The 13,459-nt window shown below is 65.2% G+C and carries 9 protein-coding genes; 5 read left to right on the top strand and 4 right to left on the bottom strand.

The window, feature by feature from the left end; all coding sequences use genetic code 11:
- Positions 1-95: 95 nt before the first annotated feature.
- Positions 96-4,799 (bottom strand): glutamate synthase large subunit, encoded by a 4,704-nt coding sequence (gene gltB / locus ACV959_RS08325; protein WP_475739408.1) that lies wholly within the window; start codon positions 4,797-4,799, stop codon positions 96-98.
- Positions 4,800-5,290: 491 nt separating this feature from the next.
- On the opposite strand from gltB, the gene ACV959_RS08320 reads away from it, so the two are divergent.
- Positions 5,291-6,169, top strand: coding sequence for a hypothetical protein (locus tag ACV959_RS08320; RefSeq protein ID WP_475739407.1), 879 nt, complete (start codon positions 5,291-5,293; stop codon positions 6,167-6,169).
- 67 nt (positions 6,170-6,236) lie between these two features.
- On the opposite strand, the gene ACV959_RS08315 is transcribed toward ACV959_RS08320, so the two are convergent.
- The gene (locus ACV959_RS08315; protein ID WP_475739406.1) at positions 6,237-6,701 is read right to left on the bottom strand and encodes an Hsp20 family protein; all 465 of its coding nucleotides are present in this window, start codon (positions 6,699-6,701) and stop codon (positions 6,237-6,239) included.
- A 139-nt stretch (positions 6,702-6,840) separates the two neighbouring features.
- On the opposite strand from ACV959_RS08315, the gene ACV959_RS08310 reads away from it, so the two are divergent.
- From ACV959_RS08310 to ACV959_RS08295, 4 genes are all read left to right on the top strand, one after another.
- On the top strand, positions 6,841-7,389 hold the full coding sequence (locus ACV959_RS08310) for a hypothetical protein (RefSeq protein WP_475739405.1): 549 nt from the start codon (positions 6,841-6,843) through the stop codon (positions 7,387-7,389).
- A 78-nt stretch (positions 7,390-7,467) separates the two neighbouring features.
- A complete protein-coding gene (locus tag ACV959_RS08305; protein WP_475739404.1) occupies positions 7,468-9,987 on the top strand; it encodes a TonB-dependent receptor in 2,520 nt (839 codons plus the stop codon).
- Between the two features lie 67 nt (positions 9,988-10,054).
- The gene (locus ACV959_RS08300; RefSeq protein ID WP_475739403.1) at positions 10,055-10,621 is read left to right on the top strand and encodes a TlpA family protein disulfide reductase; all 567 of its coding nucleotides are present in this window, start codon (positions 10,055-10,057) and stop codon (positions 10,619-10,621) included.
- Positions 10,622-10,702: 81 nt separating this feature from the next.
- Positions 10,703-11,647, top strand: a complete 945-nt coding sequence (locus ACV959_RS08295) for an alpha/beta fold hydrolase (RefSeq protein ID WP_475739402.1) — start codon at positions 10,703-10,705, stop codon at positions 11,645-11,647.
- Here the strand turns inward: ACV959_RS08295 and hisN are convergent.
- Together hisN and ACV959_RS08285 are read right to left on the bottom strand one after the other, a co-directional pair.
- Positions 11,644-12,447: a histidinol-phosphatase gene (gene hisN, locus ACV959_RS08290; protein WP_475739401.1), complete on the bottom strand. Its 804-nt coding sequence runs from the start codon at positions 12,445-12,447 to the stop codon at positions 11,644-11,646. The genes ACV959_RS08295 and hisN overlap by 4 nt on opposite strands.
- 30 nt (positions 12,448-12,477) lie before the next feature.
- Positions 12,478-13,434 (bottom strand): N-formylglutamate amidohydrolase, encoded by a 957-nt coding sequence (locus ACV959_RS08285; RefSeq protein ID WP_475739400.1) that lies wholly within the window; start codon positions 13,432-13,434, stop codon positions 12,478-12,480.
- Between the last annotated feature and the right edge of the window lie 25 nt (positions 13,435-13,459).

Below are 13,459 nucleotides of genomic sequence, written 5' to 3'. Positions count from 1 at the left end.
TTTCGCTCTGGCCCCGTCAAGCGCGTCCCGCCTGAAGGGGCGGGCGGCGCAAGCCCCTGCCCACGCCGCCCGGAGGGAGATCGCCGCTCCCGGGCTTACTCGCCGGCGGCGGCCAGCTTCTTCGGCTGCGCCTTCTTCGCCGCCATTTCGGTCAGCGCGCGGCGATATTCGATCGGCATGACCTTGCGGAACCTGGCGCGATAGACCGGCCAGTCGTCCAGGATTTCCCTCGCGCGGGTTGAACCCGTGTAGCGCAGGTGGTTCTGGATGAGCTGGCGCAAGCGTTCGGCGTCGAACCGCGTCATGTCGGACATGACGTCGACCTTGCCATGCGTCTCAAGGTCGCCCGACTGGTGATAGGCCTCCGTCATCGCCGTCTCCTCCTCGCCCACGGCCTCGAGATCGACCATTGAGAGGTTGCAGCGCGTCGAGAACGTATCGTCCGCGTCGAGCACATAAGCGATGCCGCCCGACATGCCGGCCGCGAAATTACGGCCTGTCTGGCCGAGCACGACAACCACGCCGCCAGTCATATATTCACAGCCATGGTCGCCCACGCCCTCGACGACGGCGATGGCGCCCGAGTTGCGCACAGCGAAGCGCTCGCCCGCGACGCCGCGGAAGTAGCACTCGCCGGCAATTGCGCCGTAAAGCACTGTATTGCCGACGATAATCGAGTTCGAAGGGTCGATCTTTCTGGCGTTGCGCGAGGGATAGACGATCAGCTTGCCGCCCGACAGACCCTTGCCGACATAGTCATTCGCCTCGCCTTCAAGTTGCAGCGTCACGCCGCGTGCAAGGAAGGCGCCGAAGCTCTGTCCGGCCGTCCCGGTGGCGCGGATGTTGATCGTATCCTCCGGCAGGCCGACGTGGCCATAAATGCGGGCGACTTCGCCCGAAAGCATGGCGCCCGTCGCGCGGTCGACGTTCTTGATCGGCGTCTCGATCGAGACCCTGGCCCCCCGGTCGAGCGCCGGACGCGCCTGCTCGATGAGCTTGTTGTCGAGCACCTTCTCGAGCCCGTGATCCTGCGCCTGCGAATGGCGGATCGCCGCGCCCTCGCCCACCGGCTTGTGGAACAACTTGGAGAAATCGAGGCCCTGCGCCTTCCAGTGCGCGACCGCCCTGGTCTTGTCGAGCATCTGCATCTGGCCGACGAGTTCGTCGAAGCTGCGGTAGCCCATCTGCGCCATCAGCTCGCGCACTTCCTCGGCGACGAAGAAGAAGTAGTTGATGACATGTTCCGGCTGGCCGACGAAACGTTTGCGCAGCACCGGATCCTGTGTGGCGACGCCCACGGGACACGTGTTGAGATGGCACTTGCGCATCATGATGCAGCCGGCGGCGATGAGCGGCGCCGTCGAGAAGCCGAACTCGTCCGCGCCAAGCAGCGCGCCGATGACGACGTCGCGGCCCGTGCGCAACCCGCCGTCGACCTGCACGGCGATTCGCGCGCGAAGCCCGTTGAGCACCAGCGTCTGATGGGTTTCGGCGAGGCCGATCTCCCAGGGCGAGCCCGCATGTTTGATCGAGGTCAGCGGAGACGCGCCCGTGCCGCCCTCGAAGCCGGAAATCGTCACATGGTCCGCGCGGCCCTTCGACACGCCCGCGGCGACCGTGCCGACGCCGACTTCGGACACGAGCTTCACCGAGACCGCGGCCTTCGGGTTCACGTTCTTGAGATCGAAGATGAGCTGCGCGAGATCCTCGATCGAATAGATGTCATGATGCGGCGGCGGCGAGATGAGGCCGACGCCCGGCGTCGAATGACGCACCTTGGCGATGACCGCGTCCACCTTGTCGCCGGGCAACTGGCCGCCCTCGCCGGGCTTCGCGCCCTGCGCCATCTTGATCTGGATCATGTCGGCGTTGACGAGATATTCCGTCGTCACGCCGAAGCGGCCGGAAGCCACCTGCTTGATCGCCGAACGCATGCTGTCGCCGTTCGGCAGCGGCTTGAAGCGATCCGGCTCCTCGCCGCCCTCGCCCGTGTTCGATTTGCCGCCGATGCGGTTCATCGCGATGGCGAGCGTGGTGTGCGCCTCGCGCGAGATCGAGCCGAAGGACATGGCGCCCGTCGAGAAGCGCTTGACGATCTCGCTCGCAGGCTCGACTTCCTCCAGCGGAACCGGCTTGCGACCGTCTTCCTCGGCGCTCCTGATGCGGAACAGGCCGCGCAGATTGAGCAGGCGCTCGTCCTGCTCGTTCAGCGCCTTGGCGAAAGCGCGATACTGATCCTGCGCATTGCCGCGCACGGCGTGCTGAAGAAGAGAGACCGTCTGCGGCGTCCAGCTATGCGCCTCGCCGCGGATGCGAAAGGCGTAATCGCCGCCGACGTCCAGCGCGTCGCGATAGACCGGCGCATCGCCGAAAGCGAGGCGATGACGCCGCACCGTCTCCTTGGCGATCTCGTCCAGACCGACGCCTTCGATGCGGGTGGTCGTGCCGGTGAAGAACTCATCGACGAAGCTCTGCGCCAGGCCGACCGCGTCGAAAATCTGCGCGCCGCAATAGGATTGATAGGTCGAAATGCCCATCTTGGACATGACCTTGAGCAGCCCCTTGTCGATCGCCTTGATGTAGCGCTTGACCGCCGTGTCGGCGTCGACGTCCTTGGGAAACTCGGAAACTGAGGCTTCCAGCGTGTCGAAGGCGAGATAGGGGTTGATCGCCTCCGCGCCATAACCCGCGAGACAGGCGAAGTGATGCACCTCGCGCGCTTCGCCTGTCTCGACGACGAGCCCGACGGACGTCCGCAGACCCTTTCGGATCAGGTGGTGATGCACCGCCGCCGTCGCCAGCAGCGCCGGGATCGGAATGCGGTCCGGCCCCACCATGCGGTCGGACAGGATGATGATGTTGTATTTGCCGCTGACGGCCTCCTCGGCGCGCTGGCACAGGCGCTGAATGGCGCTGCGCATGCCCGCGGCGCCCTTGCTTGAATCATAGGAGATTTCAAGCGTCTTGGTGTCGAAACTGTCCTCGACCATGCCGATCCAGCGGATCTTTTCCAGATCCTCGTTGGTTAGGATCGGCTGGCGAACCTCAAGGCGCTTCTTGTTGGCCGACCCCTCGTGGTCGAGGATGTTCGGGCGCGGGCCGATGAAGGATACGAGGCTCATGACCAGCTCTTCGCGGATCGGGTCGATCGGCGGATTGGTCACCTGCGCGAAGTTCTGCTTGAAATAGGTGTAGAGCAGCTTCTCCTTGTCGGAGAGCGGCGACACGGGCGTGTCCGTGCCCATGGAGCCGACGGCTTCCTGGCCGGTCACGGCCATGGGGAACATAATCGTGTAGAGGTCTTCTTCGGTGTAGCCGAAGGCTTGCTGGCGATCGAGCAGCGAGACGTCGGCGCGCGCCGGACGCGATTCGACGGGCTTCAGCTCCTCCAGCTGGATCTGGGTGCGCGCCAGCCATTCCTTGTAGGGGTGCGAGAGCGCCAGCTCCTTTTTGATCTCGTCGTCCGAGACGATGCGGCCTTGCTCCAGATCCACCAGCAGCATCTTGCCGGGCTGGAGGCGCCATTTGGTGACGATCTTTTCTTCCGGAATGGGCAGGACGCCCATTTCGGAGGCCATGACCACGAGGCCGTCGTCGGTGACGAGATAGCGCGCGGGGCGCAGCCCGTTGCGGTCGAGCGTGGCCCCGATCTGGCGGCCGTCTGTGAAGGCCATGGCGGCGGGGCCGTCCCACGGCTCCATGAGCGCGGCATGGTGCTCGTAGAAGGCGCGGCGGTCCTCGTCCATGAGCGGATTGCCCGCCCAGGCCTCGGGGATGAGCATCATCACCGCATGCGCCAGCGAATAGCCGCCGCGCACCAGGAACTCGAGCGCATTGTCGAAACAGGCGGTGTCCGACTGGCCCTCGTAGGAGATCGGCCAAAGCTTGCTGATGTTGTCGCCGAAGAGCGGCGAGGACACCGACGCCTGACGCGCGGCCATCCAGTTGAGGTTGCCGCGCAGCGTGTTGATCTCGCCGTTGTGCGCGACGAAACGATAGGGGTGGGCGAGGCGCCAGGACGGGAAGGTGTTGGTCGCGAAACGCTGGTGCACCAGCGCGATCGCCGAGACGAAGCGCTCGTCCTTGAGATCGAGAAAATAGCTCCCGAGCTGCGACACCAGCACCATGCCCTTATAGACGATGGTGCGCGTCGAGACGGAGACCGAATAGAACTCACGGCCGCCTTCGAGCTTGTAGATTTCGTTCGAGGCCGACTTTCGGGCGAGATAGATGCGGCGCTCGAAGTCGTCCGCGTCCGTCACCTCCGGACCGCGGCCGACGAAGAGCTGAATGTGATGCGGCTCCACCGCGCGCACGGCGTCGCCGAGATCGCTCGAATCCACCGGCAGATCGCGCCAGCCCAGAATGGAAACTCCCTCCTCGCGCATCTGCTGCTCAAGGATTGCGCGCGCCCTCGCGCGAACGTCGGGGTCGCGCGGCATGAAGAACTGACCGATGGCGTAATCGCCCGGCGCGGGCAGGTCGAAGCCGATCTTCGCGCATTCGGCCTTGAAGAAATCATGCGGAATCTGAACGAGAATGCCGCAGCCGTCGCCGAGCTTGGGGTCGGCGCCCACAGCGCCGCGATGGTCGAGGTTGAGCAGGATCTGCAGACCCATCTCGACGATGGCGTGCGACCTCTCGTTGTGCATGTTGGCGACGAAGCCGACGCCGCAAGAATCGTGCTCTTTCGAGGGGTCGTAAAGCCCTCGGGCGGTCGGCAGAGCCGGATCGCGACCGATGGCGTCCTGCTCCTGCGCGGCCTCTTGTGCGGCCCTGGCGTCTACGACCTTCGTCATGGCGTCGTCTCCCCGACGTGGCGCGGCGCTCTCTACGCTGCCGTCGTCCCGTCACATCCTCGATTCACAAAAATGCTTTAGAGCAAGATCAGGACGCACAGAAGCGCTCTCGCGCCCGTCCCGCCCTTGCCCCTTTGGCCGAACCGGGGAAAACCCCGGAGGCGGCCGCGTTGTCCCCGCATTTCCGAGCCCCGCCCCGGCCGCCGCGCCCTCAGGCAAAAGGCGCGCCAGACGGCTCGGCCGGCGCCGGCTCGCGCCGCATCCCCGGATCTGACGGCGACACGGCGGAAACTGGCGGCATAAGACGGGCGAACAGCGCCAAAAGGTCAGTAGGGCTGACATATCGACGCCCATGATTGATGGCAGATTTATGCTTCGGTGACAAGCAACCGCCTGGTAAGAAGGCGGTTGACGAAGGATCGTCGTCCAACCCTCGCCGCAATCGGGCGAGAAGCTTTGGCGTCGTGGGGCGACGAATGGGGATTTTGTAGATGTTTTGCTCGACCTGGCGAAAATGGCGCGCGCCGCTCGCGCTGGGCCTTGCGCTCGCCGGCGGCGCGGATGCGGCGCAGGCGCAGTTCTACTTTCGGCCCTTCGCCTATGCCTATCGTTACGAACTTCCGCCAGAAGAAGATGAAGCGCCGCGCTTCGCCTCTCGCCGCGCAGTGGCGCGAATCCTCGCCCGCGAGGGCTACCGGCTCGTAGGGCCTCTCGGTCAACGCGGCGAACAGGTCGTCGCCACGGGCCTGAGCCAACGCGACGGGGAGATGCGCTTCTTCATCGACCCTTACGAGGGCGAAATCATTCACGCCATCCGGCTTGCGCCGCCGCCGGGGGCCGAGCGGCCGTCGCGCGAGGACGGCGGTTTCGTCCCGCAGCTTGGCGGCTCGCACCCCGTCGTGAAGGAAATCGGCCAAGACCGCGCGCCGCCTCGAGAGGCCCGCAAGCCGGACGGCTCGCGCATTCCGGCGCCCGTTCAGGCGGCTAAGCCCGCCGTCGCGCCGAAACCGGCGGACAATAAGAAAGCCCCCGAGACCGCCAGGGCGATCGAGCCCCCCGCTGCAACGCCGGGGAAACCGGCCGAACCGGCTGCGGGCGGTGGATCCGCGGCGCCGGCGGAGTCAAAGGCCGAGGCCGCGAAAGAAAAGGCGTCCGCCCCCGTCGCCGCGGCCGTCAAGACCTCGCCCGCCTCCGCTCCTCGAACGACCGCCGCCCGCTCGACAGCGGCCTCGTCCTATCGGGCGATCGTTCCGCCCAAGGCGACGGAGGGCGTCACCGTCGTCACCCCCGCGACGCGGTCGACGGCGACGGCGCATTCGCCGGCAGGGCCAAAGACGCCGCAAAATGTGGCCCTGCCCCGGACGCAATAAAATAAAAAGAGGCGCCCTCGCGGGCGCCTCGCCTGTTCACAAGCCTTTTCGGCGCGTCAGGCCGCCGTCAAGCAGCCTTTGACTCCACAACCTGAGCCGTCGGCGCGCCGGCGTTGATCTCGATGCGGCGGGGCTTCTGAGCCTCCGGAATTTCGCGCACGAGATCCACATGCAGCAGGCCATTCACGAGGCTCGCGCCCGTGACGACCACATGATCGGCGAGTTGGAAACGTCGCTCGAACGCGCGGGCGGCGATGCCCTGATGAAGCATCTCGCGGCCTTCGGGCTGAGCTGTCTGCTCTTTGGAGCCCCTGATCGAAAGCGTGTTTTCCCTCGTCTCGATGGACAGTTCCTCTCGCGAGAAACCGGCGACGGCAAGCGTTACGCGATAGGCGTTCTCACCCATGCGCTCGATGTTGTAAGGCGGGTAGGTCGACGCGCTGTCGACGCCGCTCGCCTGATCGAGAAGATTGAAAAGGCGATCGAAACCCACGGTCTGACGGTAGAGGGGCGAAAGATCGAAGTGACGCATGACATATCCTCCGTAAGAAGCGACATGCGGCGCGCTGCGTAACGCGCCGCGCCTTCCGCGCGTCCGGTGCGGCCCGCGCTGACCTCGATTTGGGAAGGGGGCTCGCGGAGTTCAAGAGGCCGGAAACCCGCCGGTCTGCTTGTCGACGAAACAGTTGCAAAATTTGCTGAAAATCAAATTGAGTTGCCTGAAAGTCACACCTCCAGATTATTGCCGCAATGTGTCAGCTTGTCACTATGTCTCGCAAAATGGCAGTGGCAAGAATCCGATCATGCGGTTCATCGTAAATGCGGCTTTACGCTTCGGCCCGCGCGTCAACCGGATTTCGGTTGTAGCGTTGGCTGCGCTTGTCTTGAGCCTGGCGCTCTCTGCGCCGGTCGGACTTTACGCATCGCTTGCCCAAGGTCGGGCGGACAGGGCCTTTGCTGCGTCCCAAGTCAAATGCGAGCAGCAAGACGGCCAGTTGACGGCGAGCCGGGCTGCGCCGCTGCATCAGACCGCTCATCAGCATCTGTGCGCCGCCTGTTTTCCGGGTTTCTTCTCGATCGCGGCTGCCTTGCCGCTGCCTCTGTCCCCCGCCTTCGCGGACATCCAGAAGACCGGTCATGCGCTGGTCGACGATACCCTCGCTCCGGCCGCACGCGCCTGCAGGGCCTTCCTCGCCCGAGGCCCGCCCTGGCGCGCCTGATAACCCCGCAAACCAATCGCTGAAGTCCAACCTCATCGCGGCGCTGATTCGCTTGAGCGCGCTAGGAGAACTTTGCCAATGTCCCGTCACTCGCTCGCGCTCGGCGCATCCGCCAGCGCGCTTACCCTCGCTTTGGCCGCGGCGGCCCACGCGCAAACGCCGCTGCCGGACCTCACGATCCGAGGCGCCGCGCAGCGCCCCGCCGCCGCGCCCGCGAGACCTGGCCCGGCGCCGATCGAACCGGCGCTACAGGCGGCGCCGGCTCAGCCAGAACCCGTTAAGCCGGTAGACGCCGTCGTCGTCGGGCAGAAAAAGATCGAGAATGAGAGGCCCGCGCTTTCCGACACGGCCAGGGTTCTGGAACGTGAGCCGGGCGTGAGCGTGCAAACCGGCGGCGGCGTTTCTGGCCTTCCCGTGATTCGCGGTCTCGCGGACGACCGCGTGAAAGTGCTCGTCGGCGGCGTCCAGTCGACCTCGGCCTGCGCGAACCACATGAATTCGCCGCTGAGCTATACGGACCCCAATACGATCGGAAATGTCGAGGTCATCTACGGCGTCTCCTCCGTCAGCAAGGGCGGCGATTCGATCGGCGGCTCCATTCTCGTCACGCCGAAGTCGCCCGTCTTCGCGGCGCCCGCCGCCGGCCCGGCCGCCATGCCGGCGGCTCCTGGCGCCAAGCCCCTCTCCCCGGTCGTCGCCGCAGCAGCCGCGCCGAGCCCCTATCCGCCAGCGCCATTCTTGCCGCTCCCCGCGCCGGGAACCCTGCGCTTCGGTCCCGACAAGGGCGTGCTGGCGACGGGAACGGTCTCCAGCTTCTTCCGCGGCAACAACAATAATGTCGGCGTCTCCGCCAATCTCAACGTCGCGACCGACCACTGGAGCCTGCTCTACAACGGCTCTTGGCAGCGGGCGACGAGCTACATGGCGGGCGGCAACGCCGGCAAGGTCTGGGGAACCCAGTTCAGTTCGGAAAATCACGCCGTCACGCTCGGCTACCAGAACGACGGGCACCTGTTCACCTTCCGGGGCGCGTATCAGAACATTCCCTATCAGGGCTATCCCAACCAGCGCATGGATATGACCCGCAACCGCGGCTATTCGCTGGAAGCGGCCTACAAGGGCGCTTACGACTGGGGCGCGCTCGACGCGCGCGCCTACTGGCATCAGGTCTTCCACAAAATGGGATTCCTGGACGACCGCGCGTCGCTCAACCATCCGATGATCGCGCTAGGCCGCGACTTCGGCTACTCAGTCAAGGCGGAAGTCCCCTACGGCCAGCAGGATTTGTTCCGCATCGGCAACGAGTTCCACGGCTTCCGGCTGCAGGACTACTGGCCGTCCGATCTCACCGGTTTCGCCGGCTTTGCGACGCCGCCAGGCAACATGGTGCGCCCCTTCGCCAATGTGAACATCAACGGCGGGCAACGGAACCGCTTCGGCACATACGCGGAGTGGGAGCGCCGCTGGTCGCCGCAATGGATGACGCTCATCGGCGTGCGCAACGACGTCGTCTGGATGGATACCGGCCCCGGCCAGAGCTACACGCCCTTCATCTTCCCCACGACGCCCGCCAACGCTAGAGCGAACAACATGGCCGTCAATCTGTTCAACGCGCAGAGCCGCGGACGGACGGACGTGAACTTCGATATGACGGCGCTCGCGCGTTACGAGCCGACGCCCGGCGCGACCTACGAAGTCGGCTACTCCCGCAAGACGCGCTCGCCGAACCTCTACGAACGCTACACCTGGCCGGTCGCAGGACCGTTCACCGCCATGTTCAACTGGTTCGGCGACGGCAACGGCTATGTGGGCAATCTGAACCTGAAGCCAGAGGTCGCGCATAATTTCTCGATCACTGGCGCGTGGCGCGATGCGTCCGGCGCCAACCGGTGGGAGGCGCGCGTTTCGCCCTTCTACACCTATATCGAGAACTTCATCGACGGCAGGCGCACGGGCGGAACCTTCTTTTTCCCGAATTTCGCGGTCGCACCGTCTGTGGGGACCTATGTCTTTCAAATCATGCAGTTCGGCAACTTCAAGGCCGAACTCTACGGCGTCGACGCCTCGGGCCGGGTGACCCTGCACGAGTCGCCGGAATATGGAAAGCTTTCGGCTTCGGGCGCGGCGAGCTTCGTGTACGGCCGCAATCTGGACATCGGCAATCCGAGCCATTGCGCGCCAATCAACGGGCTTTGCTCCCTCACCTCCTTCCTCGTGAAGCGCGGAGACGGCATCTGGAACCTCATGCCGCTCAACACGCGCATCGGCCTGGAGCATCAATACGGAGGACTGACGACCGCGATCGAAACCCAGATTGTCGCGGCCAAGGATCACGTGTCAGCGAACCGCGGCGAATTCACCACGCCGCACTACGCGCTTCTGAACCTGCGCGCAGCTTATGAATGGAGCAATCTGCGCGTCGACCTCGGCGTCGACAACATCACCAATGCGCTCTACTCGCTGCCGCTCGGCGGTTTCGATCTGACGGACTTCTACAGGAATTCCGTCATCTTCGGGCGCGGCGTCGGACTCGCGAACGTCCGGCAGGTTCCCGGCATGGGCCGGAATTTCTACGCGGGCCTGACCGTGAAATTCTGATCTCTCCGAACCATAATAATGAGGGCGGCGTCTCGGGGCGCCGCCCTTTGCACGTCGGACCCCGCCCATGAAACTCCTTCCCATTTTTCTCGCTCTCTCGGTCCTTTCCCCCTGCGCCGCCCGGGCCGAGATTATCGGCATGCAGGTGGAGCGCGCCGTGACCGAGGACGAGATGAAAGCGTCGTTACGAGAAATCGACCTCGTCGACGACAAGGGCGCGCCCCTCGATCTGCGCGCGCTGATGTCGAACGGCAAGCCGACTCTCGTTACCCTCTGGGCGCATTGGTGCCCGAATTGCGTCGCGGAAATTTCCGGCCTGAGGGCGCTCGCCAAGTCGTGCCCGCAACGCTGGAACGTCGTCTTCGTTTCGGCCCGGGCCGACGACTATCCAAAGGATCTCGTCAAATTCAACAGCTACCGCCTGCCGTGGAAATTCTATCGCGTCGGCGACTCGGCCAAGACCGATCGCGCCAAGGCAAAAGCCGCACGCGCGTTCTACGGCGAGACGGCGCAGGGCGGCGTGGTGACGCCGCAGCACTTCTTCATATCTCCCGGCGGAAACGTCGACGCCATCGTCAGCGGCAAGATCAATTTCGGGGAGCCGCAAAGGCTCGCGGCCTTCTGCCAGAGTTGAGCGCGCGCCATCTTTCGGCGCGGATCGACAAATGCACTATGGTCCTCGAAATGGATTCGGCGCGAGCGCCGGGGAGACGACATGCAGGAATTGGTCGCGACGCCCGATAATCCCGTCCCGCAAGGCGCCGTTGTCCACCAGTTGCGCACGAGCGACGGTCGGCGGCTGCGCGCGGCTTCGTTCCCCTGCCCCGGCGTCGCGCGCGGCACGGTCGCGCTCTTTCAGGGGCACAATGAATTCATCGAGAAATATTTCGAAACGATCGAAGAGCTTCGCAAACGCGGTTTGGACGTCGTTACCATGGACTGGCGCGGACAGGCAGGCTCCGAGCGCGAACTCGACGACCCGCGCAAGGGCCATGTCGACGACTTCGCGCAATATCGCCGCGATCTGGAGGCTTTCGTCGCCGACGCCCTGCGTCCGCGTCCGCAGCCATGGTTTGCGCTCGCGCATTCGATGGGCGGCGCCATCATGCTCGACGCCGCACATGCGGGGCGCCCGCCCTTCGAGCGGCTCGTCGTGACCGCGCCGATGATCGATCTGGCGAATCTGCGGTTCCCGCGCGGCGCGCGCTGGCTCGCCGACACGCTGGACATGCTCGGCCTTGGCGGCTGGTATATTCCCGGCGGGAAACGCAAATCGTTCCTGGAAGGCCCATTCGAGGGCAATCACCTGACGACCGACCCAGTCCGCTTCGCGCGCAACGCCGGGATCATCGCCAGGGCGCCGGAACTCGTGATCGGCGACCCCACAATCGGCTGGGTGAACGCCGCCTTCCGCCTGATGAAGCGATTCGAGGAGCCGGAATACGCCCGGCGCATTCGCACGCCCGTGCTCTCCTTCGCGGTCGGCCGGGAGAATATCGTTTCGAACGCCGCAATCGAACGATTCGTGCAAAACCTCAACACCGCCGCCCTCGTTTGGGTTCCGGGCGCGAAGCATGAACTCCTGATGGAGCGCGACGAATATCTAGCTCAGTTCTGGAAGGCCTTCGACGCGTTTATTCCAGGCGAGCGGAGAGCCTAACCCGCCAACAATCGCACCGCCGCCGCGTGGAGCGCCTTGTCGCCGGCGGCGACGATCGAGCCGCCCCGCGCGGCGTCGCCCCCGTCCCAGCTGGTGACGACGCCCCCCGCTCCCTCGATGATCGGGATGAGCGCGACGATATCGTAGGGGTTGAGATTGGTTTCGATCACGAGATCGACGTGTCCGGCGGCGAGGGCGCAATAAGCGTAGCAGTCGCCGCCGTAGCGCGACAGCCGCGCCTGAGCCTCGACCCGTTGAAAATTTTCGCGCAACGCGGGGTCGATCAGGAGCGGCGAGGTCGTCATCAGCGTGGCTTGCGCGAGCGTCGGACAGGGCCGCGCCACCAGCTTGCGCCGCTCCTCCCCGCTCTTCCCGTGCCGGGCCGGGCCGCGCCAGAAAGCGGCCTCGCCGTCGCCGTGGAAGCGCTCGCGCGTGAAGGGCTGATGCATCAACCCGTAGCAGGGGCGGCCGCGATGGGAGAGGCCGATCAGCGTGCCCCAGGTAGGAAAGCCGGAGATGAAGCTTTTGGTCCCGTCGATCGGGTCCAGCACCCACACATATTCGGCGTCCTCCCGTTTGGAGCCGAACTCCTCCCCGATGATTCCGTGATTCGGGAAGGTCGTTTCGATGAGGCGACGCATGGCGAGTTCTGCGGCCCGATCAGCCTCCGTCACGGGATCGAAAGCGCCGCCATGTGCTTTGTCGTCCGCCGCGATCGAGGTGCGGAAAAAGGGCATGATCGCCTCGCCCGACACATCGGCGAGGCGCTCGACGAATTTCTCGAAATCAACAGCCGTCATTCCTGCTCCAGCGACGCGCAGCCGCGTATGTTACTCGGCGGCCATGCGGCGCGGGCCGCCCAGCGCCTCGTCGATCTCGACGTCTTGCGCAAGGCCCGCAACGACCTCGGCCAGATCGGCGGCGATCGCCGCGAAGCGCGAGTTCTTTTCCAGAGTCGTCTCGTCCATGTAAAGGCCGCGCGACACTTCGATCTGCAGGGCGTGCCATCCGGCCGCAGGGCGACCGAAATGTTCCGTGATGAAGCCGCCCGCATAGGGACGATTCCGCTGGACGTGATAACCGCGCCGGCGCAGCCGCTCCTCGACGCCGTCGACGACGCCCGGCGCCGCGCTCGCGCCATAGCGGTCTCCGATGACGAAATCGATACGGCGCTTGTCGCCGCGCGCGGCGATAGACGGTTCGCGGGCGCTGGTCGACGGCATGGAGTGGCAGTCGACGAGAATCGCCACTCCGAACCGGCGCGCCGCCCGTTCCATCAGGCCCCGCAAGGCGGCGTGATAGGGCTTGTAGAGCGCCTCGATCCGCCGAAGCGCCTCCTCGACCGAGAGACGCTCGACGTAGATTTCCCGTGCGTCCGCCACGACGCGCGGAATCGTTCCGAGACCCGCCGCCACCCTCAGCGACCGCGTATTGGCGAATTGCGGCAACGGGCCATGGAAGAGCTTGGGATCGAGTTCATAAGGCTCGCGGTTGAGGTCCAGATAGGCGCGCGGGAAATTCGCTTTCAGCAGAGGCGCTCCGACGGCGCGCGCGGAGGCGAACAGTTCGTCCACATAGGCGTCCTCCGAGCGTCGAAGCGCCGCCTGGTCGAGCTTCGCCGCAGCGATGAACCGGGCCGGATAGATTCGGCCGGAATGCGGCGAAGAAAACACGAGCGGCGAGAGCAATTCCTTGGGCTCGACCACCTCGAAGGGAGGCGCAAGTTCAGGTTCGTGCGGTTCGAGGGGCACGTCCGCTCCTCCGTTTCCCTTTGTATCGCCGTTCATCCAATCGCCTCGCCCGGGCCTCGCC

The sequence above is a fragment of the Methylocystis sp. Se48 genome (assembly GCF_056269425.1).
This window is presented reverse-complemented; position numbering and strand designations above follow the sequence as displayed.

What these genes read in the sequence shown, in the direction of transcription:
- ACV959_RS08305 (WP_475739404.1), top strand. Translation starts at nt 7,468, where the DNA reads ATGTCCCGTCACTCGCTCGCGCTCGGCGCATCCGCCAGCGCGCTTACC.
- ACV959_RS08285 (WP_475739400.1), bottom strand. Translation starts at nt 13,434, where the DNA reads ATGAACGGCGATACAAAGGGAAACGGAGGAGCGGACGTGCCCCTCGAA.
- ACV959_RS08320 (WP_475739407.1), top strand. Translation starts at nt 5,291, where the DNA reads ATGTTTTGCTCGACCTGGCGAAAATGGCGCGCGCCGCTCGCGCTGGGC.
- hisN (WP_475739401.1), bottom strand. Translation starts at nt 12,447, where the DNA reads ATGACGGCTGTTGATTTCGAGAAATTCGTCGAGCGCCTCGCCGATGTG.
- ACV959_RS08300 (WP_475739403.1), top strand. Translation starts at nt 10,055, where the DNA reads ATGAAACTCCTTCCCATTTTTCTCGCTCTCTCGGTCCTTTCCCCCTGC.
- gltB (WP_475739408.1), bottom strand. Translation starts at nt 4,799, where the DNA reads ATGACGAAGGTCGTAGACGCCAGGGCCGCACAAGAGGCCGCGCAGGAG.
- ACV959_RS08315 (WP_475739406.1), bottom strand. Translation starts at nt 6,701, where the DNA reads ATGCGTCACTTCGATCTTTCGCCCCTCTACCGTCAGACCGTGGGTTTC.
- ACV959_RS08295 (WP_475739402.1), top strand. Translation starts at nt 10,703, where the DNA reads ATGCAGGAATTGGTCGCGACGCCCGATAATCCCGTCCCGCAAGGCGCC.